A 23,130-nucleotide genomic window follows, 5' to 3' on the forward strand; every position below is an offset into this window, starting at 1 on the left:
AAATGAATGTACAATGACTATTTATGCGCGGAACACCGTTTTAGGTCTCATTTTGTCCCATCACGGGGGCAACCTGAGTCAGCTATGTCGGTTATCTGAATTTTTCTTGGCAGTATGTGATGGCACACTCGTTGAATCATAGAGAGAGACAACAAAACTCTTCGGGCACATGAATACGACTCTCAAGTTAAAAGCTAAGAATCTTCAACAGCTTCTGAATGCTCTCCGGTCTGATGGTTACACCACAATTGCTCCTACCATTCATGACGGGGCCATTGTTTATGATCGGGTGGATTCGATCGATATGCTCCCTATCGGTTGGAGCGACGAACAGGAGCCGGCATCGTATCGACTGAAGAAGCACAAGGACGAAACTTATTTCGATTTCGGGCCGGCTCCTCAGTCCTGGAAGCGATTTCTATACCCGCCGATGAAGAAATTATTTTCGATCGTGAGGAACGGAAAATCGCTGACCGCGGTCCCCGAGAAGGACCCAACAATGAAGTACGCGTTCATTGGAGTACGTGCATGCGAGTTGAGCGCCATTCTGATTCAGGACAAAATCCTAGTCGATGGACCATACGCGGACAACGCCTACACAGATGCCAGAAAGAACCTTTTCACCGTAGCAATTAACTGTACAAGGCCTGGCGGGACTTGTTTCTGCGCGTCGATGAAGAGCGGACCGAAAGTCAAGTCGGGTTTTGATCTTGCGTTGACAGAAATGTCCGCAGGAAAAGAACACTACTTCATCATGCAAGTTGGAACCGAACTCGGATCAAGGATCGCAGGGATGGTCGAGACGACACCGGCCACCGATGAGGAGGTTGGGGCGGCGGATGCTTTGATCATGCGGGCAGAGAGCGAGATGAAGAAATCCGTCGAGACGGAAGGTTTGCAGGCGCTTCTATCCGAGAACTTGGATCATCCGCAATTTGACAATGTCGCGGGAAGATGTCTTCTGTGCGGAAACTGCACGTTGGTTTGTCCCACCTGTTTCTGTTCTACGATAGAGGATTCAACCGATTTGTTCGGTCATGTCGCCACAAGAACGAGGAGATGGGATTCATGTTTCACGATGGATTTCGCGAAAGTTGCGGGCGGGAATTATCGAATCAGCCCGAAGTCCAGATACAGGCAATGGCTGACACACAAATTTTCCACCTGGGTGGGGCAGTATGGCATGTTCGGTTGCGTCGGCTGCGGTCGATGCATAACCTGGTGTCCGGTGGGCATCGATGTGACAGCTGAGATACGATCAATAAGAGGTGCACAAACCCAACAAAGAAAAGGAGATTGACCATGCAGGTTCAGGACCTATCCACCTCTCTGACAAGTCATCCGTTTCTCGAAGATATGGATGAAGAGCTGATTCAAACGCTTACCTCCTGCGCTTCCAACGTCGTCTTTCAGGAGGGTACGTACCTGTTCCATGAAGACGAGGACGCGAGGATCTTCTACTTGATCCGGAGCGGAAGAGTGGCGCTTGAAGTTCAGGCCGGGGAAAAAGGACGCGTAAGGATTCAAACCCTCGGACCCGGAGAAGTAATAGGCTGGTCTTGGCTTATCTCTCCCTACCGCTGGCATTTCGACGCGTTCGCTCTCGAAAAAGTTCACAGCTTCATGCTCGACGCGACATGTCTGAGGGCAAAATGCGAAACCGATTGTCGCTTCGGCTACGAAATACTTCGCCGGTTCACTGAGGTTCTTCAACGCCGGTTGGAAGCCACCAGGTTGCAGTTACTCGACGTTTACGGATCAACCAAGATATAAAATTCTCTGGAAATTTGTGGAGTCACTCAATGCTTGAAACACTTACGAACTCCGAACCCATCTGCGAAAACCGAATGGTTCCTGCGCTGGCGACGATCCGGCGCGTGATCTGGGAGACCGATGATACGTTTACTCTCATGATCGATTCACCCGAGTTGAACGGGGACGGACTTAAGTTCACGGCCGGACAGTTCAACATGGTCTACGCGTTCGGAGTCGGCGAGTCCGCAATTTCGATAAGCTCGGATCCTGCGAAGCCAAGTCTTCTTGCTCACACAATCCACCGTGTCGGCACGGTGACGACGGCCATGTCGAGAATGAAGCGCGGCGACATAATCGGCATCCGAGGACCGTTCGGATCGTCGTGGCCACTTGAGCAGGCGGCCGGCAGAGACATATGTATCGCGGCCGGCGGTATCGGGCTCGCGCCGCTGAGGCCTGTGATTTACTCTCTCAAAAGGAGAAGAGAAGAGTTCGGAAGGATAATAATTCTCTACGGCGCCAGAAGCCCGCTTGATCTACTGTACCGGGTTGAACTCGAGGAATGGAGCAAGCTTCCGAACACCGACGTGATCGTTACGGTAGATCGAGGCGACTCGAGCTGGAAGGGTTACATAGGCGTGGTGACCACCTTGTTCTCTTACATAAAGATGGATTCAAGAGCGACCATAGCAATGGTATGCGGACCAGAAGTGATGATGAAATATACCATCGAGGAACTTCAACGCAGAGGAATTCAGAAGGAACAGATTTACATCTCTATGGAGAGAAATATGAAATGCGGCATCGGACTCTGCGGACATTGTCAGTTTGGGCCGGATTTCATCTGCAAGGACGGTCCTGTATTTCAGCTGCCGAGAGTCAACTCACTACTCGAGAAGAAGGAAATTTGAAATGCCAAAGGCCAAAAAAGATGGAAGACCGAAAGTAGCAGTCTTCAAATTCGCTTCATGCGACGGGTGCCAGTTGTCGCTTCTGGATGCCGAAGACTATCTTCTGTCCGTCGTGGAGGCGATTGATATCGCATATTTTCCCGAAGCGAGTCGACGGATGCTGAAGGGGCCTTACGATATCGGAATTGTAGAGGGTAGTATTACGACGCCGAACGACGTGGAACACATCAGGGCGATCAGAAAATCGTGCGGGGTATTGATTACGATCGGGGCATGTGCCACCGCCGGAGGCATCCAAGCCCTCAGAAACTGGAAAGACATCAAAGATTTTATCCACATCGTCTATGCCTCACCGGAATACATTTCGACTCTCGACAGATCACTCCCGATCGGTTCTTTCGTTCATGTGGACTTCGAACTCCGCGGGTGTCCCATAAATAAGTTTCAACTCCTTGAAGTCGTGAATGCGTTCCTTAACAACAGGAAACCCAATATTCATACATCCAGCGTATGCATCGACTGCAAGTTGAAAGGGAACACATGCGTTATGGTAGCTCACGGGACGGCATGTTTGGGACCGGTCACACAAGCGGGGTGCGATGCAATTTGTCCGACCTATGACCGCGGATGCTACGGCTGCTACGGACCGATGGAATCGCCGAACACTTCTTCACTTGCCGAGCGTTTCAAGGAACTCAATCTCACAAATCACGACATCTCGCTGGCTTTCCGAACGTTCAACGCATACGCGGACGCATTCCGAAGAGAGAGTGAAGCCCATGAAAAGTAAGATCCTTAAAGTTGATTATCTCGCCCGGGTCGAGGGCGAGGTCTCCCTGAGCGTCAAGACCCACAACGGGAAGGTGGACGATGTCAAGTTTAAAGTTTTCGAGCCTCCCAGGTTTTTCGAGGCTTTCCTGCGTGGGAGGAAATTCTCGGAAGCGCCCGACATCACCGCAAGAATCTGTGGTATTTGTCCCGTTGCGTACCAGATGAGTTCAGTACACGCGATGGAGAATGCTTTCGGCGTAAAGGTCGAAGGTCAATTGCGTGAATTGCGGCGACTTCTGTACTGCGGCGAGTGGATCGAGAGTCATGCGCTGCACGTCTACATGCTTCACGCGCCCGATTTCCTCGGATACGACGATGCCATACAGCTTGCCAAGGTAAACGGCGACGCGGTAAAAAGAGGTCTCCGGATAAAGAAGACCGGGAACGACATTGTCATCGCGCTCGGGGGAAGAGAGATCCACCCGATAAACGTCAGGGTTGGAGGATTCTACCGTGTTCCGCAAAGAAAAGAACTCCTTCCTCTTCTTGATGATTTGAAACGCGCAAGAGACGAATCTTACGAGACGGTTCTCTGGGCTGCGTCACTCCCCTTCCCGGATTTTGAGTACGATTATGAATTCGTCGCACTCCGTCACCCTACCGAGTATCCTTTCAACGAGGGAAGGATCGTATCGAATGATGGGCTCGATATTGACATAAGAGAATACGAATTAATTTTCCAGGAGAACTACGCGTCATATTCCAACGCGCTTCAGTCGAGCAGGAAAGGAAAAGGTGCATACCTCGTCGGTCCTCTGGCAAGATACAACCTGAACTTCGACAAGCTTACCCCGTTGGCGAAGAAAGCGGCCAAGGAGGCGAAGGCAGTTCCCCCCATCCGAAATCATTTCAAAAGCATCATAGTCAGGTCAGTCGAGACACTTTTTGCATGCGAGGAAGCGATAAGGATAATCGAAAACTATGAACCTCCCGAAAAACCGGCGGTGCAATTTGAGGTAAGAGCCGGGTTCGGGTTCGGATGCACTGAGGCGCCGCGCGGAATTCTCTACCACAGGTATTTCGTAGGTGAAGACGGCCTGATCAAAGATGCGAAGATCGTGCCGCCGACATCGCAGAACCAGAAGATGATCGAGACCGATCTCAAGAATTTCGTAACTGCAAACTTCAAATTGCAGAAACAGGAGTTAACGCTCAAGTGCGAGCAGCTCGTAAGGAATTACGATCCCTGCATTTCGTGTGCCACACATTTCCTGAAACTTGAGACGATAGAAGATTAGAGTCCTAAGATCATGGGGAAGATTTCGGCTCCGTCGCCAGAGTTCGGCTCGAACGCCCTAAGTGTAAAGCGATATTCATCCTTGACTGTCGTTGGCATCGGAAACGACCTGCGAAGCGATGACGCCGTCGGTTTGATGGTCCTCAGAGAATTGAAACACCTCCTTCCGCCGGAAGTGAAGGCTGCAGAACTCACGGACGATCAGCTGGGACTGATCGACCTTATGCAGCCCGACCAAATTATCATTATCATTGATGCTGTGAGATCGTCGTCGCCCGTTGGAACGATCTTCAGACTAAACGCGGCAAGCGAACCTATCCCGAAGAATTTCTTCTCATTCTCGACGCACAGCATCGATACCGTCCAGGCCATTGAGATGGCGCGGGCGATGGGCAGACTCCCCGAGTGTGTGATAGTCTACGGAATAGCAGGAAGAGATTTTTCATTCAGTTCACAGCAGTCGCCGGAAGTAATCGATGCTGCGGAAGTCGTACGATCGAGAATACTTGAAGACATCCGGCTTATATCCGCCGAATGTCGGAGTGAATCGGGGATTTAATTCAACGGATCCTGAGTCGGCGGTCCGGCTTAATCCACCTTTGCCTGTGCCATATAAAGATCCACATTTCCCGCATAAGGAGAATTCGGGAAATCCTTTTGGACACGCGTCAGTAGATCGATTGCCCTGTCCTTCTTGCCGATCTTGATGTAATTCCTCGCTGCCCCCACTAGATACTGTGCTGCCAGGAAATTCTTTGAGTCTCGTGCGGCCGCGCGGTCGTAGTATTCAGCCGCCTTCTCAAAATCTCCGCGGGTCTCGTAAACTTCGGCCATACCCGCAAGCGCGCTAGCGTCAAGGAGCCTGTCGCTTCCACCATAATCTTTGAAGTATTTCAGCGCGTTGTCATAATCGCCGATGTAATAATAGCAGTCACCCAGATACACCTTAGCTTCTTCACCGGCATCCGAGCCGCCGTACTTATCGACGATCGTTTTGAGGCCCGTGATGTTTCTAGTCGGGTCACCGTTTATCGCAACCTGGTAAGCTCCGCCATTGAACAGGTCCATAACTCTCGAAAGTTCCGTCGTTGCTTCCTCGTTACTTTTGTGCCGGTTATTCATGTATACAAACACTACAAGTATTGCGACAGCGAGACCTGTGGCCAATCCGCTCACGAGCTTCCTGTTATTTCGAAAGAAGTCAATCGCTTTGAAGTAGGTTGTTACCAGCTGGTCCTGTTTCAGTTCTTTTTTTGTAATCCTTTTTCTGGGTTTGAGCATATACCTTCCTCTTAGAAATCACGAGTTCGTCGGAATCGACGACTTAAAATTTACGCAAAAGAACTATTTCTTGAAAGGCGTGGAGCGAGAATTTTTTGTGCGTATCCAAGAAAAATGCATCATCATATGCCGCAGGAATATTGCTAAATCCTCTGGTCCAAGACCACATGGAATTTCACTCCGAAACTATCGCTTATCGGAATGAAGACCAGAGAGGGCCTCTCAATATTGAAATCGGAGAATGCGGCATGAAACTCACCGTCGAAAACGGTGCTGTGCAGATTTGCAGCCTCTGTCACATTGATCGAGATTTTCCTTTTGACCCCATGAAAGTCGAGCTTGCCGCTGACCATCATGGTTGAGTCCGAAGTGCAACGAACCGTATCGCTGACGAATTCCACACGAGGATATTTCGTCGATTCGATTGCGCGCATCGCCGTAGTGTCCCGACTTGAGTTGCCGCTGTTAAAGGCAGTCACAGGTGCGGATATGAAGACGGACAAGATGGCATCCGACGCGCTATCGACAACAACATTACACGTCACCTCTTTGCATACGCCGTCGACTGAATGAAAGAAATGATCGGCATGATAGATGACAACAGACTGGCGTTTATCTCCCTCGACCGTTCTTGTTCCACTGAATCCTGTCGTGTGGGCTGTGCATACTATCAGTCCTGCCGCGACGAATTTGCCGATAATAGTCATCTTGTCTCTTAGCATGATTTGTGTCCGTACGTCAGACCGAAAGCGTTCCAGTCTTTCCGCACGTTTGGAATTTTCAACCGAGATGAGTCCGGAATGGTTCCCGCCCTTGTAACGGTGCGCAACGCCGGCGCGACGAGGCTTACATTTTCTCGGGAGCCGTTATGCCGAGGATCCTGAATCCGTTTGCAAGCACAATCCTAGTCGCGAGGCAGAGTGTTAGTCTCGAACTGGCAAGTTCGCGATCGGGTATGACAACTCTATGGACGTGGTAAAATCTGTGAAACGCCTCAGCAACTTCCTGGAGATAGCCGATTATCCTATGCGGCTCGAATGTAGCCGCTGCTGCCATCACCACTTCCGGGAAAGACCCTAGAGTTTTAGCCAGATCGATCTCTTCTTTTTCCTCGAGAAGGGAGTTGCCCCGGCCTGACTTTCCCAGGGAAAGAATATCTTCAGTCTGGAATCCCTCGTCAACTGCGAATCTCAATATGCTCGCGATTCTCGCATGTGCGTACTGGAGGTAGAAGACGGGATTTTCTTCGCTCTGCTTTTTCGCCAGGTCGATATCGAAATTAAGATGAGTCCCGATATTTCTCATGAGGAAGAAGAACCGGACGGCATCAGCGCCCACCCAATCAATAAGCTCATCGAGAGTAATGAAATTCGCCTTCCTGGTCGACATTTTCACTACTTCGCCGTTCTGAAGAATCGTTACGAACTGATGAATGAGGACCTTGATTTTTTCGGCGTCGTAACCGAGGGACTTCAGCGCGAGGAGGACGTCAGGATATGTGGCGATATGATCTGACCCGAATATATCGATCACCAGTTCGAACCCGCGCCGAAATTTTTCGATGTGATACGCCACATCCGGGAGCCTGTACGTTGGCTCGCCGGTGCTCTTCAGTATTACTTTGTCCTGTTCGCCGCCGACTGCAGTGGCCTTGAACCACTTCGCGCCATCCTTATCGTACGCAAGTCCGACGGACTCCAGTGCCGCGACAACCTCCTTAATCTTCCCTGTTTCATAAAGCGAATTCTCATTATAAAAGACATCGAATTCGATGCCGAGCCGCGAGAGGGTTTTCTTAATATCGTTGAAAATATCTTGTTCGGCTCTATCCTTGAATATTCCTTCGGCCGGTTGATCCATGAGATTTCTTCCGTTCTCATTAAAAAGACTTTGCGCTATCTCGCGGATGTATTCGCCCTGATAGTAATCCTGGGGGAACTCGATCTTCTCGCCGAGAATTTCCAGGTATCTTAACCTGACCGAATCTCCGAGAACGCGCATCTGGCGGCCGGCATTGTTGAAATAATATTCCCGGGTAACGTCATGCCCCGTCCATTCGAGGACATTCGCCAAAGTGTCGCCAAACACGGCTCCTCTCCCGTGGCCCACAGTCAAAGGGCCGGTAGGATTTGCACTGACAAATTCTACCTGAGTCTTCAGTCCGGCAGCGGGATTGGACCTGCCGTATTCCTCTCCATGTTCCAATACAGTTTTTAGGAATGAAAGGAAATAGGCGTTCTTAAATCTGAAATTGATAAAACCTGGTCCGGCGATTTCCAGTTTCTCTACCAATGTGTCATCCAGCGCGAGGACCTCGACGATTTTCTGCGCAACGTCGCGCGGCTTCATCTTCAACTCCTTAGCAGCGAGGAGCGCCACATTCGTCGACAGATCGCCGTGCGATTCCACTTTCGGTTTCTCGAATGAAATCTCGATCGGCTGTCCGGATGAAAGCCGCTCCGACAAGCCGGATTTGACAAGAGCCTCTTCTATACCCTTCTTCAGGAGATCTTTCATTTCCCTGCGGCTTTTCTGGTTCTAGATGGCGTTCTAGGTTTTCTGTCGATTATATTTTGGATTTTAGCATCTCCCCATAGTTTTTCCAGGCCGTAGAATGTGCGCGCGTCTTTGTGGAAGACATGTACCACGACATCGACATAATCAAGAAGGACCCACTGAAGGTTTTGTAGCCCTTCTGCGTGCCATGGTCTTTCGCCTTCTTCTTCGAGTCCCGCAACGATCGCGTCCGCTATCGCTTTTACCTGAGTTTCGGAGTCCGCACTGCAAACGACGAAGTAATCGGTCATCGAGGTCAGCTTGCGGAGATCCATTATCGAGACATCTCCCGCTTTTTTTGTCAGGGCGAGATCCGCAATCCGCCTCTGCAATGGTTTTGATTGTGCCATCTTACTCGGTACCCTTGTTCGGTTTCAAATCCTGGAAATCTTTGCCTATGAGTACTTCCACATCGACGTAGCTCCGTGGATCCAGTTTCGTAATCACGTTGGTTTTATTCACACCCAATGCTTCTGCCACCCGCAGTGCGTTGGTATAATTGCCCGAAGCGTCGATGACGGTTGTGTTCGGGCGGTTGAACACTTCGCCGTTTGTCGCCTCGACTACATCGAAGCCTCGTCGCCTGAGGTACGACGTAAATACCATAGCCATATCTGCCGCGCCGCATTCATTCCTGACGCTCACCTGAATGAGCTTCTCAACTTTAGTCGGGGATGTCCCTTCGGTCCTTTCGATCCTGACGGGCGGATGAAACACGAACCGGTCCAGCAGCGAATAAAGAAGGACTGCTGCGAGAAGCAGGACGAATACCTGGAGCGATACGGCGAGTATGCTTTTGGGATCGGCGGGATGCCTTGGTTTGCCCCTATTCCTTTTCATCAAATATTGAAAATGCGCGGGATGAAGTCAGCACAGATCTTGAAGTGGAAGAATTGATTCGTCCGGCCGCGCCCGGTATCCCCTGATACGAAACTCCAGGTTGGTTACCTGGGAAGGCCGTACCATCCCCAGGGATTATAGTAGTTGTATGGATTATAGTACCTGTATAACGGATCCTGATTGAACTGCAGATCTATCATGAAGTTATTTGACGGATGGTAGTTGAGGTCGGCACGAGTCAAATATATCCCGTTCACACTCTGCGCGAATTTATTCCCGAGAGAACTATAAGGAGAGTTCAGGAGACTAACGTCGGCGCTAAGTGTCAACGGATTGCTGATGCGGTAGCTAAGGCTGTTGGTGTACATTCCTAACGCCATCGATTGTCCACCCATCGTGGAGAAACTCATCGAAACGGATTGGCGCATTGAAAAATTGGCGGGGTTAATGAACCCGAGAATCAGTCCCTCGTTGTCGTCCGGCCTGATCAGAGAATTATCAACGTTCGGTTTATCTGAAAGTTGATCTCTGAATTGGCCATAGGACACCGAGCTCAAAACGAGGAGCATCACCATCAAGCCCGCAACATTCTTCATCTTTTCCTCCGCATTACAAGAAGATTTTAAACAAAACCGGAACAAATGTCAAATCATACAGTTAGACGCTCACCAATGCTGTCGGTTCAATCATTTCCCCTATTCATCATTACAATTACTCTAATAAACATTAAACAAGAATCGTGTACAAGAAGTTTAGGAAAATGGAAAATACAACGTAAATGTCGGGTGTCCCCGTCTTAATGGGTTGCAGATTCCGAAGAATGGATTAACTTGAAGAGACATAAAACGGAGGGTTTATGATGAACCACAAAGGTAACACTTTGGGAGTTTTTCATCGTGCTTTTCCGGTAGAATTGCCTGATGAACCCATTCGGTTCATGACGGCAGAAGTCAAGAATGTCGCAGATATAGATCGACTAAAGTATCAGAAGTGGCTTTCAAAATCCGAAAGCTCCGTGTTAACACTTGGGGGACAGGCGTTCGGATACGGAATAGGCATGGAAAAGTTCGCCGATGAAGGATTCTCGGAGACTCAGGTCGTATTGAAAGACTCTCCTGCTCTGGCTGAAGGACTCATAATCGAAGGACTGATAGACGACGCGAGGACCAGAGGGCGTCATTACTTTGGGATCTACCGCAACTGCTGCAAGATGGTGCGCGACGAGATCTACGCCGCTAACAATGGTTACATTGTGAAGATCGGTTACGATATCATGGCGGTACACTGGACACCGGCAAGTGACTCTGGGGGATTCGGCCTCCTGATCGAGCCTGCGTGGACGATAAGCAGGGAGAACACCCGGCGCGGGCCTGCGCGCGCTCAAACGCCCGAAATGGAAGCGACGCTCATGTCGATGCACGGCATTCTGACCGCGGAAGATTATGTTAACGCTTTCGTTGATGCTCACCGGGAATTCTTATTGCCGTGCGGAGGGAAAGCGCTGGTCTCCGACCAACCTATCACGATATTTACGAACCTCCAGGAAGAGTCTTAAGGATTGGATGTAACTGAAAAGGAACTACGCACAGTCAGCGTGCGGGCGCACTCTTTTTCAATTCGCGAGGACCCTCAGCCGGAAGTTTCTTCATTGATTCCCTGACAGCATTTACGACGCGACATGCGGCGTATGCTGCCGAGAATCCGGCGTTAATGTTTGTAACCGCTATGCCTGGCGCGCACGACGAGAGCATGCTCAGAAGGGCAGTGAGCCCCTTCAGGTTAGCGCCGTAGCCTACGTCGGTGGGAACGGCAAAGATCGGCCTGGACACGAGTCCCCCTACGACGCTCGGGAGTGCGCCCTCCATACCGGCGATCACCACGACTGCGGCCGCCTTCTGCATGATGTCGACCTTGTTCATAACGCGATGAATTCCCGCCACTCCAACGTCGTATAGTCTCGTAAACGCCACTCCCATAGCCGCGCAGACGTCCGCTGCTTCCTCCGCCACAGGGATATCGCTCGTCCCGGCTGTCACGATGCAAACGTACGGCTCGTCAGCAGGTTTGTCTTTGGAGGGAATAGGATTTATCGTGTACGTCCGCGCCAGCGAATTTACCCTTCCTCCGGGAAATTTTTTCTTCAGGACCTTCAACTTGTCGTCGGAGAGCCGCGTGATTAGTATCGGTTCACCGGACAACGAAAGCTTTCCGGCAATGCCCTCTATCTGGTCGACCCCTTTGCCCTCACCGTATATCACTTCTCCGAGTCCCAACCTGAGTCCACGGCTATGATCGACGGTCGCGTATCCAAGATCTTCCGTCTCCAGCGGGAAACGTCTTATCTTTTCAAACGCCTCATCGGCATTCATTTTTCCGTTCTGGACATCGTCAAGGATTTTCCTGATAGAATCGGCTTTCATATCAGATCGTGCCGCCGCCGGATCTGTATCCCTCGAGATCAAGAGTGATCCACTCGTAGCCGCGCGCTTTGGCAGCTCTGGTGAGCTCATCCTTAAGACGCAGCGCGACAGCCATTTCCTCGGGTGCGGTCTCCAACCTCAGAAAATGTTTGTCTCCGATTTCATGCACGCGAAGGCGAAAAACCCGTAGTCCGCCTTCACGCAGAATCGTTTCCAGATCGTCAACGTTCTTCAATTCCTCCTTCGTGATCCTCACTCCTCTCATGATCCGCGAGCTAAGACATGGACTGGATGGTTTATCGTGCAACTCGAATCCGTTCTCCAGCATTATCTGCCGGATCTCCGGTTTAGTGAATTCATAATCCGCCAGAGGAAAAAGAATATCGTTTTCGAGCGCGGCGCGATGGCCGGGTCTTGTGTCCGTCCTGTCCGAAGCGCTGTAGCCGTAAGCAATCCGCAAACAGTCATGTTCCGCCGCAACATCTTTCGCGATCTTGAACAACTCCGTCTTGCAGTAATAGCACCTTAACGCGTCATTCGCCATGTACTCCGCCTGATCAACTTCGGTGCTATTTCTCCAGACGTGCTTCACACCGATCTGCTTCACGAAAGTTTCGACATCGGCTCTGTCATGTGCCGGCATGCTTTCGCTGTCTGTTGTCAGGGCAAGAACTCTTCCTCCGAACTCTTTCCTCGCCTCTTCGGAAGCCCACACGAGAAATCCGCTGTCTACTCCTCCCGAGAATGCCACGACCAAACCGTCGGCCGTATAATTACCAAGATGCTCGAGAAGGCGTTTATATTTTTGAGAAAATCCATTCATGATTCTGTCTATCCAAAGATTTAATTGATTGTTCCGTATTCAATTTAACATGCCGGCGACGATGCCGCAAAGCGGATCATACTCCATCACGTGCGCAAGGCCGCGGCCGAATGAGTCGCCTCCAGATTGAAAGAGGCATACATCGCGGTTATATTATTTAACGTAATGCAGACAAGAAACGGTTTCCGCGATTAAAAACTCCTTTCGCAGCCCAGGGAAATGATATTCTTTCTTAATGCGATAAATCTCCTGACCGTCTTGGTCGGTTTTGTTGTCCAGATTATAATTGTGAGATATTTTGGGGCGTCGGACTCCACCGATATCTACTATCTTGTAATTACAATTACGACTTTCGTCACCGGCTTGTCGACCGGTTTCCTGACCGATCTCTTCGTGCCAATCTACCATGACGCGAAGAACCGCGGCGCCGAGGACGCGCGGAATTTGTCGGGGTCCATCCTGACCTTGTCTTTGATCTCGGGTGTCGTGATTAGTGCGTTGGTTTATGTCCTGGCACCGGTTTTCATTTCGATTTTTGCCAGCGGGTTTCAAACGGCAAAATTCGGACTTGCGGTGGATATGCTGCGTATCATCTCTCTATCGATTGCCTTTGCGACAATTTCCATGGTCCTAAATTCCACGCTGAATGCAAATTCATTCTTCCTGATAACTTACCTCACAAATCTGATCACGCCCACATTCAATATTCTTGGCCTTCTTATCGGAGGATCGCGCTTCGGCGTGGCGGCTCTCATGTATGCCACACTAATCTCGTCGATCACAATTTTCCTCGTTTTGTTTCTCTACTGTAAAATCAAAGTCGGCGCGAGATTTGTCAACCCCGTACGACAGAAGGATCTCAACTTTCTCCTCGTGAAGAATATACCCGTGAGGGCGGCAAATATGATCCAGCTCCTGAGAGGGCCTTTAACAACATCGATTCTTTCTTACTTCCCGGCAGGAATGCTCACTCTGTACAGTTATGCCGAGAAAATCATAAACGTCCTGATGGGAACTACGAACTCTCCGCTTGCTCAGGTATACTATACAAAATCTTCGAAGCTCGCATCAAAGAAAGATTACAGCGAGATTAGAAGTCTGCTCGTGCACATTGTGAGGAGCAGCGTGGTACTCTTTGCTGGGACATTCTTCGTAGTCGTGATAGTTTTCCAAAATGTGTTCAACGTGCTTTTCTCGGGCCGCGTGCCGCCGGACGGAGTACACACAATGTTTCTGCTGTTCATGGCGCTGTTCCCGTACTACTATGCAATGCTCATCGGCACGAGTCTCGGCGCGACGGGGCTTGCAATGAAGAAGGGGAGGCTTACACTTTACGCGGCAATTCTGTTCGTGTCCTTGCTTGCAATTGCGATTTACCCGTCGGTACGAGTCTTCTCCCTGTACGGTCTTCCGATCAGCCTGGCGTTCGCTCAGGTGATCGCCACTATTCTTTATGCCGTGCTCGTAAATAGGATCGAGACCTTAATTGACTTTGAAGTCCTCAAAATACAGGGAAGCACCATAGTGTTGAGTCTCGCGATGATTGCTTTCAATTTTCTTACTGGAGGCAACCTGACGCTCCAGGTCTCTGCCGATGCTGCAATCTTCCTCGCATGGCTGATTTTAAATTGGTCAAGCGCCGTAAACGCGATGCAGCTGATTACTTCAAAGGGCGAGGTAAAATAATTGAGGATCCTCTTTCTCTGCGATCTGAACAGCATTCACTCCCGTAAGTGGATAACCTTCTTCATAAAAAGGCGGCATGAGGTATTCATTTATTCCACGACACCGTTTGACGGGCAGGTTGACGGTGCCGAAGTATATTCGGACCATCCGGTGATCCATGATGCTTCATACTGGAAAAGATCGATGCTCTCAGCAGTGATCAAGTTGCCGATGAATCAAGCGGTCGTTTCACTCGCGGAACGAATCTTTCTGACCAACAAGATCAGGCAGCTCCGTTCGGAGACTTCACGGCACGCGGCTAGAGTGTCAGGGATAATTGCTTCCATCAAGCCTGATATCGTGCACGCTCTCAGGATACCCAACGAGGGATTCATCGGTGCATTGACCAAATTGAATTCCCCTCTAGCCATTTCGACATGGGGCAACGACCTGACATACTGGGGACAGATGTCTGACTTCCGCGAACTGACTATCAGAACTCTCAAGTCGGCGGACTTTCTCTTCACCGATTGCAACAGGGATCTAGAGCTGGGTTATGAATTCGGTTTTCCTCGGGAGAAACCGCACCTCGTGGTCCCGGGAGCCGGCGGAATGTTCCGAAAAAACCTGGATGACGGCGCTGCGTCGCTTAAATCGAGGACGGGATTCTTCGAGGAAACCCTTCGCATTTCCGGAGCGCCGGTCATTCTGAGCTTGAGAGGATTCGGAAGCCAGGACATCGACAATATCCCGCTGATTCACGCCTGCAAAATCCTGGCAAGCAGAAACGCGAACTTCCATCTTGTAATTGCGGGGAAGAAGAACGGATTGCGATTCCACAAACTCAGCCGTCTCATACGCAGATTCAAGCTGGACAATAGGATTATTCTTATCGATGAGTTGCCGCACGAGAAAGCACTCGAGGCGCTGAAGGGAGCCGACTTCTCGGTTTCAGTTTCCCGGAATGACGGGACACCGAATTCCATGCTTGAAGCAATGACATTCGGGAGTATTCCCATAATGAGCAACATCGACTCCATCAGGGAATGGGTCACAGACGGCTCGAATGGTTACCTTTTCAATCCATTAAACGCGGAATCGATCGCCGCCACAATCGAGAAAGCGATCCTCGAAAAGGACAGGCATCAGGAAATTAGGAAAAAGAATTTCTCGATTGTCACCGAACGAGCCGATTACGACAAAAACATGTCGAACGCAGAGCAGAAACTGATGTCGCTTTTGGGAACCCGCTGATGTCAAAGATCCTGATCTCGGGTCAATGGTTATGGAAACAATATCAGGAGGCCTGCGCGATAGCGCTGGAGAGATTGGGGAACGAGGTGGTTAGGTTCGGCTGGGCGAAGTACTTCTTCTCTGTTTTCCCCGATAGGGATCCCGTCATCGCATCGGCGTGGGCGAGACTCCAAAACAAATTCATCACCGGACCGACTGTTCTCAGGATTAACCGTGAACTATTGAAAACTGCCGCCGACACAAAACCCGATGTCATCTGGCTGTATAACGACACGCACATTTACCCGGCCACAATTTTAGGGTTGAGACGACTTTTGCCCGGCGCGCTGATCGTGCAATACACGAACGACAACCCCTGGGGAAACAACCAACCCCGACATATGTGGCGTCATTTGAAGAAGTCGATCCCGTTATTCGACATTAACTTCTGTTACCGCAAATCGAACATGGAGGATTTCAGGCTGGCGGGCTCGAAGGACACGCGACTTCTCCGGTCTTACTTCGATTCCGCGGAGACGTTCCCGATGGATCAAAATGAAATGGAACCGGCATTCAGGAGCGACGTTGTGTTTGCAGGACACTTTGAAGATGATTGGAGACTTGATTTACTTTCGAATATTGCTAGACAAGGAATCGATTTGAAATTATTCGGGACGGGATGGGACGCGGCTATTTCTGCGCTCCCCGAAGGACATCCGCTGAAGAGGCTGCTCCCAATAAAGCCCGTAAGAGGAATCGAATACAGGAAAGCAATTTGCGGAGCTAAGATCTCCCTCTCTTTTCTCTCGAAGCTAAACAATGACACTTACACGAGGAGAAGTTTTGAGATTCCTGCAATGAAATCGTTCATGCTCAGCGAATATACAGATGATCTAAACAGCATGTTCAAGGAAAAGGTGGACGCCGAGTACTTTCGATCGGCGGATGAATTATTATCGAAAATTGAATATTATCTGAAAAACGAAAGCCAACGGAAAGAGATTGCGTTATCGGGATATGAGCGGGTGAAGAGAGACGGACATGATGTGGACAGCAGGATGAAGCAGTTCTTGAGAGATGTTAATTCGGTGAGGCACTAGCCATGTGCGGCATTACGGGGATAGCAGGTAGAAAAGTGGAGAAAGACCCGGTGCTTCTGCAGCGTATGCGCGATTCCATGACACACAGGGGTCCGGATGACGCCGGCGACTGGTGGTCGGAGGATGGAACCGTCGGTCTCGCGATGAGGCGGCTCGCGATAATAGACCTGTCGCCTGCGGGACATCAGCCCATGATGGATCACGCGAAAGATTTTGTTATAGTCTTCAACGGGGAAATATATAATTACCGCGAATTGATGAAGGAATTGCGGTCTAAGGGACATTCATTCAACAGCGCGTCCGACACCGAAGTTATACTCGAGGCATACCGAGAATGGCAGACGGGGTTTGTGGAACACCTGATTGGAATGTTCGCGTTCGCGATTTTCGACATTAAGAAAAACATTCTCTTCATAGCACGCGACCGCGCGGGCGAAAAGCCGCTCTTCTACATTCATGATAAGGGGACGTTCCGCTTCGGGTCAGAGTTGAAGTCAATCCTCGCGGACAGTTCTGTCGAACGCGCAATCGATTTTAATGCCCTTCAATATTATCTGTCATTCGGATACGTCCCGGGCGAACTCTGTATCCTGAAGGCCTTCAAGAAACTTCCTCCTGCCCACGCCATGACGTACGATATTGGGAACGACACGACAAGAGTGTGGCAGTACTGGAAGCTGCCCGAGCCGGAGGCTGCCGCGAGTCGCACCGATGAAGATACTCTCGTCGAGTTGGAGGCTTTGCTCGAAGACTCCGTCAAGCGGCAGCTTATTGCGGACGTGCCTGTCGGGATCATGCTGAGCGGAGGGGTGGACTCGAGCCTCGTTACTGCAATGGCAGCGAGGACTTCCGCGGCCAAGGTCAACACGTATACCGTGACTTTCCCCGGCTTTGGAAAATTCAACGAAGGTCCGTACGCGAAGCTCGTTGCCGCACATTTCGGAACACAACACACCGAACTCGAAGCGGGGACAGTGGAACCTGATATCATGATTGATCTGGCGCGCCAGTATGACGAACCGATCGCCGACTCTTCTATGATCCCGACGTACATGATTTCAAAGCTGATAAGAAGATACGCCACCGTCGCGCTGGGCGGTGACGGGGGAGACGAGCTGTTCGGCGGTTACATGCATTACTCACTCCTTCTGCGAACTCAGGGAACGAGAAGGTTGACACCATCCTCTCTAAGGGGTCCGCTCGGGAGGGCGGTACAGAATTTATTGCCGCCCGGATTTCCATACAAAGACAGAGCACTCATTAGGCTTTCGGATAATCCCCATTATATTGTTCGCACCGACACTTATTTCGATCGCAAAACCGCCCGAAGGGTGATGAGGCAAAAATTTGGACCGGAGATCTCCGACAGAGAAAAATCGGAATACAACACATTCGGCCGATGCGGAGAGGGATATACATTACTTCAGCGGGCAACCGCGGTGGATTTCCTAAACTACCTGCCAAGCTATGTTCTAGTCAAAGTCGACCGCGCGAGTATGCTGGCGTCGCTCGAAGTGCGCGCGCCGTTTCTCGACCACCGCATAATTGAATTCGCTTTTAGATCTGTTCCCGATCGGCTGAAGGCCACCGAAACCGACCGAAAAATCCTGCTGAAACGACTGGCGAGAAAGGTTCTTCCCACCACGCTCGACATCGATCGGAAGCAGGGTTTCTCAATTCCGCTCGGTGAGTGGTTCAAAACAGGCTGGGGAAAATTCATCACGGATATTCTTACCGATGACTCGCAAGTTCTTTTCGACAAGAAAGCGGTCCTGCGATTATCGAGATTACAGTCCAGGGGAATCTTCAACTATCAGAGGCTGTATGCATTAACGATGATTGAACTCTGGAAGAGGGAATACAAGATCTCGATTTAAGAGGTAATGCGACGAACAGTCAGTCGACGCGTCTCGACAGAAATCGTTTTAGCTTTTTCTTCAGCTCTCTCAGTCTCAGATAATTTATCTGCCCCAGGAGGTTCGCGCTCAACGCGAGTAGAACCGCAGGATGCCGGAAGATCCGCAAGTAAGTGGAAGTTTTTAATTCAGGAAACTTTCGCAGCCCCTCGGACAAAAAGGTAAAGGCTCTCCGAACAAATCCGCCTGTGACAAAATAGACAAAATTTCCCTGAAGAAAATCAATTATGGCTTCCTTGTACCACCCATCCAACGATGCGCGGTCTTGAAAATACGCTTTTGCGAATTCGTACGGACCGGTAATGCTTATGAGATTATCGAGGCGTTTCTGCACATCATAAGCTCTGGATATGTTAGATTCGTGCCTTCTCCAGACTCCAACCGATCGTCCGAAGGCAACCACATTACCGGTAACCACCAATCTCCGTAGGCACTCCCAGTCGGAGCTCACAACATCGTGGACATAAAAACCAATTTTCATTGCAAGGTCCCTGCGATACAGAGCTCCAAGATGTGCAGTTCCTCCCGTGCTCCCAAACCATTTCAGGAAGAACGACTTCCCTTCAAGAAATTCAATAGGATGTGTTGTGGGAAGTTGATCTACGCTTGACCCGTCGGGGTCAAGAGCCGTTTCGCCCCCCGCAACCAGAACCACGTCATCGTACTTCCCTATCGCTTCGACAGCGTCGCGGATGAAGTTAACATCCGTCAGATAATCGTCTCCATCGAGGTATATTGCCCACTCGCCGGTGGCATAATCATAGAGCCCCTTCCTATAATTTCTGACAATCCCCAGGTTTGTCGGGTTTCGGAAGAACCTTATCCTTGGATCATCCAGGTATTTCGCAATCGATACTTCCGTACCGTCTGTCGACGCATCATCTGAAATGACAATTTCGAGATTCCCGTAGTCGACCCGCTGCGCGCTCTCTATTGTTTTTGGCAGATACTTGATCTGATTAAAACACGAGATGACGATGCTGACCTTCGGGTGACTTTTCAATTCAGTCTCCGCGGGATTGTATCGGGAGAGGCCCTGGAATCTGGAGATGCTGCCGGGCCGATTCTGGATTCACGAAAGCGGCCACCTGAAGTTCACGCTTGTATTCCAAGAATGAACACCGCTTGATCACCGCGGTTCTCCCGGTTTAGCTTCTCGGAATCGAGCCGATATTGCTCAATCATCTCGGGTGTGAAGATGCTCTTCGCAGGATTCACCATGTAGGATACTTCAGAATGGAGCGGGATACCGCGGGAATTCTGTTCGCTTCCCCAGAATTGGAAATCGTAAGAGTCGCTGAAGGAATCTACGATTTGAAGTCCGGCCTTGTCACATAGTTGTTTGAAACTCTTGCGCGTGAGTAACACTCTGTGTCTCGGCGCGTCCAGCTGGACCCAATTTGTCTTATATTTTTCCCAGGCAAAACAGTCCTTCACCGGCATCCCGATGATGATACGTCCCCGCTCTTTGAGCAACTCCGCCGACCCTTTCAGATAATCCAATGGTTCATCCAGGTGTTCGAAAGAATGATGGAAGATTATCGAATCGAATTTACCGTCCATCTCACGCAAGACGCCTTTTTTTATTTTGATCCGCTCGGACAAAATGTCCTTTTCGATGTATGGATCCACTCCATTCAGATCTTTGAAACCTATGCTGCGCAAATAAAACAGGAGGCTCCCGGAACCGCATCCCACGTCAAGGATTCTGGAATCGTAATCCTTCATGCCGGATCGTAAGAGCCAGGCAGGAGGACTAATCGGCTTCAGATTTTGCAGAACTTTTCCGACCACTCCGGTATGCCGCGTAAGGTACTCCCAGCGCTTCCGTCGGGCATAGAGCGCTAATCCCCCGTCTATCTGGAGATTCTCGGGTTGAATGTGGGTCTGATAATCCGGGGGATATAGGTCCGGCTTCGCGGCACCATCTGCCGCGTCAAGGAAATAAAGTGTTTCGCAATTACTGCACTCACGATATCGAAATACGGATTTTGTACCATACATCATTTCACGAATAAGGTATTCAGTACCGTCGACGGTATTACATACCGGGCACCTGGTCATTCAGGATTTCACACGTGTTGTGAACACCGCTCCGGCCGTTCGTTCGGGTGTACGCATGTATATTTTCGCAGCCGACAGCAGCAGTGGCTCCGCGTCACCATTTGATTTTCTTGAACGTTCTAAAGTTGTAAAACTCGTCCTTCTCAAAATCGCCATACATATTCAAATGCGCGTACACATCTGAAACAGTGTCACGAATGGAAAACTGCGGTCGAAAACCGAGACTCGTTTTCGCTTTATCGATCGAGACTTTATAATTGCGATAATCCTGGATATTCTTGATGTCGAGTTTCACCTTTTTCGAAGTCAGTCGCTCGACTTCCATCTTCACAAGATCGGCAGCTTCACCGACGGTGAAATTACCGGCCGCGATATTGAATACTCCATTCAATCCCTGGTCGGCTTGTATCGCCCTGAGGTAAGCCGAAACGATATCCCGTATATCACATATCGGTCTCCAGATGGCGGGATTGTTTATGGTAATCACCCCATCCCTGACCGCTGATTTAAACATCGTGTTAACTATGAGATCAAAACGCATACGCGGACTGAAACCGGAGACGGTGCCCTGTCTCAAGGCAATAACTGAGAACGAGTCGTCCTGAATCTGAAAGACCCCGCGTTCTCCCTGCAACTTGGATATTCCGTACGGATAACCGCAGGTGACCGGCGACTCCTCATCGTAGAGATTATTCTCGGTATAACCGTAGACCGAACACGACGAAGCGTAGATATATCTTTTGATCCCCGCTTGCTTCGCGACGAAAGCCAGATACGCCGGAAGTGCGGCATTGTAAATGAAATTCTTCGCGGGACTAAATTCGGCCATGGGATCATTCGACAATCCGGCCAGGAAAATAAAAATATCGTATCCCTTAATGTCCTCGGCTTTCAAATCGAAAAGATCTTTCTGGATTGTCTTCACCTCGCCCGGCAGATGGTTTCCGAACCAGAAGAAATCGACCACACTAACCTCGTACCCGTGCTCAAGGAGGACCGGCGCGAGCGAACTCCCGATATATCCGCCTCCGCCCCCGAGTAGAATCTTAGTTTTTCCGTTTCCGCTCATATGATAATCAGCTATTCCTTTTTCCGAATAATGTTTTGTAAAGACTAGTGTTAAGAGAGGTGTCCTTCGGAACCAAGAACTTTACTTCGTCAGTTGAAAGCTTACCGATTTTTTTGTCAGGACTGAGGCTCACAGCGTACTCGTAAACTGTCTTGCGGTCTCCACCTACATGTAATGTTCCTTGAAAATCCGATTCGACCACCTTCAGAATCATACGTGCTACCACTGAAACGGATTCTCTGCTGGTCCACTGGTTCACGAACGCCTTGTCGTAGGGAAATTCGTTCGGGCCGAAACTTGTTCGCACGATAACGGACTTCTCATACATTCGGACCGCGCACTCACCGCCAAGTTTTGACCACGCATACTTATTGACGGGGTGCAATGCGTCTTCCTCGTTGTAGTCCCCGGAATCACCGCGGAAGACGTAGTCGGTCGAGACATAAACGAGTCTGAAGGAGTGCTTGACACATAGTTTCACTATGTTTGATGTACCGATAATATTTGCGTCGATCGCAAGGACGGGATTTTGATCTACCTTGGGAGGTGATGTAAATGCCGCAGCATGCAGAATGGTTCCGATCTTCCGTCCTGCGACATATGTTTCCATCCGGTCCGGATCGGTAACATCGAATTCTCTCTTCGAAGGATACAATGCGCCGGGAAGAATCTTCTGAAATTCTCTGCCGAGAAGTCCGCCGCCGCCGGTAAACAACACCTTCTCGTCATCAGTCATGTCGACCAGTCAGCATTTACCGTAAACAAAATTATCCGATCGCGAATCGTCAAGCCACTTCTTCAGGGAAAGTCCGTTCCTGTCTTTTTCGCTGAGTATGCCATTCTTCCTGACGACTTCATCAAAGAGTGATTTTAGCTCCGGGGGACAGAGCGACCAGTCGAGATCGGTTGAGAGGGGTGACACTCCCGCCTCGGAGTTAGGGCTGTATTCACCGGTGCAGAGGTACTCTATCCTCGAATCTGCAGTAAAAAAATTGCCGTGGGCAAACCCCGGGGGAACCCAAATCCATTCATCGTGCGGGTCGGTCAATGACCCAGGCATGTCGTAGGCAGTCACCTTACCGAGAGTGGGCGAGCCCTTCCTGATATCCAGAACGACGTCGATCATTCTACCGTGAATGGTCCGGACCAGCTTACCCATGAAGGGTTTCCATTGAAAGTGCAGCCCGCGACACACTCCGGCGCTCGAATAACTTTCGTTCATCTGAAGCAGACTTGCGCCCGATAGAGATTTCACTTCTTGCAGGTTGGTTGTATCGCTTTGTCGGAACGGTTCAGTAAAAAATCCGCGATTGTCGTTGAACCGCGCGAAGCGGATAATTTTGACGTCTGGAATTGAAAGTGATTTTATCGAAATCGTCTTCATGAAATTCTTGAAATTGGGCTTATTGGTAGAAAAATATAAACGGAA

At 50.0% G+C, this 23,130-nt stretch carries 24 protein-coding genes; 11 read left to right on the forward strand and 13 right to left on the reverse strand.

All coding sequences use genetic code 11. The features are described 5' to 3' along the window. Positions 1–169: 169 nt before the first annotated feature. From VIS48_03300 to VIS48_03325, 6 genes are read left to right on the forward strand one after another with little or no spacing between them, the layout of a single operon-like run. Positions 170–1,300: a 4Fe-4S dicluster domain-containing protein gene (locus VIS48_03300; GenBank protein ID HEY9165168.1), complete on the forward strand. Its 1,131-nt coding sequence runs from the start codon at positions 170–172 to the stop codon at positions 1,298–1,300. A gap of 2 nt (positions 1,301–1,302) precedes the next feature. Then, a complete protein-coding gene (locus VIS48_03305; protein HEY9165169.1) occupies positions 1,303–1,773 on the forward strand; it encodes a cyclic nucleotide-binding domain-containing protein in 471 nt (156 codons plus the stop codon). 29 nt (positions 1,774–1,802) lie between these two features. Further along, on the forward strand, positions 1,803–2,666 hold the full coding sequence (locus tag VIS48_03310; protein HEY9165170.1) for an FAD/NAD(P)-binding protein: 864 nt from the start codon (positions 1,803–1,805) through the stop codon (positions 2,664–2,666). Between the two features lies 1 nt (position 2,667). Further along, entirely contained in the window at positions 2,668–3,456 is a 789-nt protein-coding gene (locus VIS48_03315) for an oxidoreductase (protein HEY9165171.1), read from the forward strand. After that, positions 3,446–4,735 carry a Ni/Fe hydrogenase subunit alpha gene (locus VIS48_03320; GenBank protein HEY9165172.1) on the forward strand — a complete coding sequence of 430 codons (1,290 nt, stop codon included), beginning with the start codon at positions 3,446–3,448 and terminating at the stop codon, positions 4,733–4,735. The genes VIS48_03315 and VIS48_03320 overlap by 11 nt, the downstream gene beginning before the upstream one ends. A 12-nt stretch (positions 4,736–4,747) precedes the next feature. Next, positions 4,748–5,293 (forward strand): hydrogenase maturation protease, encoded by a 546-nt coding sequence (locus tag VIS48_03325; GenBank protein ID HEY9165173.1) that lies wholly within the window; start codon positions 4,748–4,750, stop codon positions 5,291–5,293. Between the two features lie 29 nt (positions 5,294–5,322). On the opposite strand, the gene VIS48_03330 is transcribed toward VIS48_03325, so the two are convergent. The 6 genes from VIS48_03330 to VIS48_03355 all read right to left on the reverse strand — a co-directional run bounded on the left by VIS48_03330 (position 5,323) and on the right by VIS48_03355 (position 10,007). After that, complete coding sequence (locus VIS48_03330; GenBank protein ID HEY9165174.1) at positions 5,323–6,015, reverse strand: tetratricopeptide repeat protein; 693 nt, start codon at positions 6,013–6,015, stop codon at positions 5,323–5,325. A gap of 143 nt (positions 6,016–6,158) precedes the next feature. Then, positions 6,159–6,737 (reverse strand): YceI family protein, encoded by a 579-nt coding sequence (locus tag VIS48_03335; protein ID HEY9165175.1) that lies wholly within the window; start codon positions 6,735–6,737, stop codon positions 6,159–6,161. A 124-nt stretch (positions 6,738–6,861) separates the two neighbouring features. Then, the gene (argS, locus tag VIS48_03340; GenBank protein HEY9165176.1) at positions 6,862–8,532 is read right to left on the reverse strand and encodes an arginine--tRNA ligase; all 1,671 of its coding nucleotides are present in this window, start codon (positions 8,530–8,532) and stop codon (positions 6,862–6,864) included. Further along, complete coding sequence (gene rsfS, locus VIS48_03345) at positions 8,529–8,921, reverse strand: ribosome silencing factor (GenBank protein ID HEY9165177.1); 393 nt, start codon at positions 8,919–8,921, stop codon at positions 8,529–8,531. Before rsfS ends, argS begins: the two co-directional genes overlap by 4 nt. A gap of 1 nt (position 8,922) precedes the next feature. Further along, positions 8,923–9,411 (reverse strand): LytR C-terminal domain-containing protein, encoded by a 489-nt coding sequence (locus VIS48_03350; GenBank protein HEY9165178.1) that lies wholly within the window; start codon positions 9,409–9,411, stop codon positions 8,923–8,925. A 104-nt stretch (positions 9,412–9,515) separates the two neighbouring features. After that, positions 9,516–10,007 carry a hypothetical protein gene (locus VIS48_03355; protein HEY9165179.1) on the reverse strand — a complete coding sequence of 164 codons (492 nt, stop codon included), beginning with the start codon at positions 10,005–10,007 and terminating at the stop codon, positions 9,516–9,518. 260 nt (positions 10,008–10,267) lie between these two features. Between VIS48_03355 and VIS48_03360 the strand changes: the two genes are divergently transcribed. After that, entirely contained in the window at positions 10,268–10,966 is a 699-nt protein-coding gene (locus VIS48_03360; GenBank protein ID HEY9165180.1) for a hypothetical protein, read from the forward strand. 34 nt (positions 10,967–11,000) lie between these two features. Here VIS48_03360 and larB read toward each other — a convergent pair whose 3' ends face one another. Both larB and VIS48_03370 read right to left on the reverse strand, forming a co-directional pair. Further along, complete coding sequence (larB, locus tag VIS48_03365) at positions 11,001–11,831, reverse strand: nickel pincer cofactor biosynthesis protein LarB (protein ID HEY9165181.1); 831 nt, start codon at positions 11,829–11,831, stop codon at positions 11,001–11,003. Position 11,832: 1 nt separating this feature from the next. After that, the gene (locus tag VIS48_03370) at positions 11,833–12,654 is read right to left on the reverse strand and encodes a TIGR00268 family protein (protein HEY9165182.1); all 822 of its coding nucleotides are present in this window, start codon (positions 12,652–12,654) and stop codon (positions 11,833–11,835) included. Positions 12,655–12,873: 219 nt separating this feature from the next. On the opposite strand from VIS48_03370, the gene VIS48_03375 reads away from it, so the two are divergent. Genes VIS48_03375 through asnB form a run of 4 tightly spaced genes read left to right on the forward strand, consistent with a single transcriptional unit; the run spans position 12,874 to position 18,529 of the window. Next, the gene (locus VIS48_03375; GenBank protein ID HEY9165183.1) at positions 12,874–14,340 is read left to right on the forward strand and encodes a lipid II flippase MurJ; all 1,467 of its coding nucleotides are present in this window, start codon (positions 12,874–12,876) and stop codon (positions 14,338–14,340) included. Beyond that, a complete protein-coding gene (locus VIS48_03380; protein HEY9165184.1) occupies positions 14,341–15,573 on the forward strand; it encodes a glycosyltransferase in 1,233 nt (410 codons plus the stop codon). Beyond that, a complete protein-coding gene (locus tag VIS48_03385; GenBank protein ID HEY9165185.1) occupies positions 15,573–16,652 on the forward strand; it encodes a glycosyltransferase in 1,080 nt (359 codons plus the stop codon). The genes VIS48_03380 and VIS48_03385 overlap by 1 nt, the downstream gene beginning before the upstream one ends. Positions 16,653–16,654: 2 nt before the next feature. Continuing rightward, positions 16,655–18,529: an asparagine synthase (glutamine-hydrolyzing) gene (gene asnB / locus VIS48_03390; protein ID HEY9165186.1), complete on the forward strand. Its 1,875-nt coding sequence runs from the start codon at positions 16,655–16,657 to the stop codon at positions 18,527–18,529. A 19-nt stretch (positions 18,530–18,548) separates the two neighbouring features. On the opposite strand, the gene VIS48_03395 is transcribed toward asnB, so the two are convergent. The 5 genes from VIS48_03395 to VIS48_03415 form a co-directional block, all read right to left on the reverse strand. Next, a complete protein-coding gene (locus tag VIS48_03395; protein HEY9165187.1) occupies positions 18,549–19,571 on the reverse strand; it encodes a glycosyltransferase family 2 protein in 1,023 nt (340 codons plus the stop codon). Between the two features lie 92 nt (positions 19,572–19,663). Continuing rightward, on the reverse strand, positions 19,664–20,632 hold the full coding sequence (locus tag VIS48_03400) for a class I SAM-dependent methyltransferase (protein ID HEY9165188.1): 969 nt from the start codon (positions 20,630–20,632) through the stop codon (positions 19,664–19,666). A gap of 94 nt (positions 20,633–20,726) precedes the next feature. Further along, positions 20,727–21,701: an SDR family oxidoreductase gene (locus VIS48_03405; GenBank protein ID HEY9165189.1), complete on the reverse strand. Its 975-nt coding sequence runs from the start codon at positions 21,699–21,701 to the stop codon at positions 20,727–20,729. 7 nt (positions 21,702–21,708) lie between these two features. Next, entirely contained in the window at positions 21,709–22,437 is a 729-nt protein-coding gene (locus VIS48_03410; GenBank protein ID HEY9165190.1) for a sugar nucleotide-binding protein, read from the reverse strand. A gap of 9 nt (positions 22,438–22,446) precedes the next feature. Then, positions 22,447–23,085: a dTDP-4-dehydrorhamnose 3,5-epimerase family protein gene (locus VIS48_03415; protein ID HEY9165191.1), complete on the reverse strand. Its 639-nt coding sequence runs from the start codon at positions 23,083–23,085 to the stop codon at positions 22,447–22,449. Positions 23,086–23,130 lie beyond the last annotated feature (45 nt).

The organism is Candidatus Kryptoniota bacterium (genome assembly GCA_036567965.1).
In the GTDB taxonomy this organism is placed as follows: Bacteria; Bacteroidota; Ignavibacteria; order Kryptoniales; family JAKASW01; genus JAKASW01.

Coding starts and splice junctions, on each gene's coding strand:
- VIS48_03300 (HEY9165168.1), top strand. CDS start 170: ATGAATACGACTCTCAAGTTAAAAGCTAAGAATCTTCAACAGCTTCTG.
- VIS48_03305 (HEY9165169.1), top strand. CDS start 1,303: ATGCAGGTTCAGGACCTATCCACCTCTCTGACAAGTCATCCGTTTCTC.
- VIS48_03310 (HEY9165170.1), top strand. CDS start 1,803: ATGCTTGAAACACTTACGAACTCCGAACCCATCTGCGAAAACCGAATG.
- VIS48_03315 (HEY9165171.1), top strand. CDS start 2,668: ATGCCAAAGGCCAAAAAAGATGGAAGACCGAAAGTAGCAGTCTTCAAA.
- VIS48_03320 (HEY9165172.1), top strand. CDS start 3,446: ATGAAAAGTAAGATCCTTAAAGTTGATTATCTCGCCCGGGTCGAGGGC.
- VIS48_03325 (HEY9165173.1), top strand. CDS start 4,748: ATGGGGAAGATTTCGGCTCCGTCGCCAGAGTTCGGCTCGAACGCCCTA.
- VIS48_03330 (HEY9165174.1), bottom strand. CDS start 6,015: ATGCTCAAACCCAGAAAAAGGATTACAAAAAAAGAACTGAAACAGGAC.
- VIS48_03335 (HEY9165175.1), bottom strand. CDS start 6,737: ATGCTAAGAGACAAGATGACTATTATCGGCAAATTCGTCGCGGCAGGA.
- argS (HEY9165176.1), bottom strand. CDS start 8,532: ATGAAAGATCTCCTGAAGAAGGGTATAGAAGAGGCTCTTGTCAAATCC.
- rsfS (HEY9165177.1), bottom strand. CDS start 8,921: ATGGCACAATCAAAACCATTGCAGAGGCGGATTGCGGATCTCGCCCTG.
- VIS48_03350 (HEY9165178.1), bottom strand. CDS start 9,411: ATGAAAAGGAATAGGGGCAAACCAAGGCATCCCGCCGATCCCAAAAGC.
- VIS48_03355 (HEY9165179.1), bottom strand. CDS start 10,007: ATGAAGAATGTTGCGGGCTTGATGGTGATGCTCCTCGTTTTGAGCTCG.
- VIS48_03360 (HEY9165180.1), top strand. CDS start 10,268: ATGATGAACCACAAAGGTAACACTTTGGGAGTTTTTCATCGTGCTTTT.
- larB (HEY9165181.1), bottom strand. CDS start 11,831: ATGAAAGCCGATTCTATCAGGAAAATCCTTGACGATGTCCAGAACGGA.
- VIS48_03370 (HEY9165182.1), bottom strand. CDS start 12,654: ATGAATGGATTTTCTCAAAAATATAAACGCCTTCTCGAGCATCTTGGT.
- VIS48_03375 (HEY9165183.1), top strand. CDS start 12,874: ATGATATTCTTTCTTAATGCGATAAATCTCCTGACCGTCTTGGTCGGT.
- VIS48_03385 (HEY9165185.1), top strand. CDS start 15,573: ATGTCAAAGATCCTGATCTCGGGTCAATGGTTATGGAAACAATATCAG.
- asnB (HEY9165186.1), top strand. CDS start 16,655: ATGTGCGGCATTACGGGGATAGCAGGTAGAAAAGTGGAGAAAGACCCG.
- VIS48_03400 (HEY9165188.1), bottom strand. CDS start 20,632: ATGACCAGGTGCCCGGTATGTAATACCGTCGACGGTACTGAATACCTT.
- VIS48_03405 (HEY9165189.1), bottom strand. CDS start 21,701: ATGAGCGGAAACGGAAAAACTAAGATTCTACTCGGGGGCGGAGGCGGA.
- VIS48_03410 (HEY9165190.1), bottom strand. CDS start 22,437: ATGACTGATGACGAGAAGGTGTTGTTTACCGGCGGCGGCGGACTTCTC.
- VIS48_03415 (HEY9165191.1), bottom strand. CDS start 23,085: ATGAAGACGATTTCGATAAAATCACTTTCAATTCCAGACGTCAAAATT.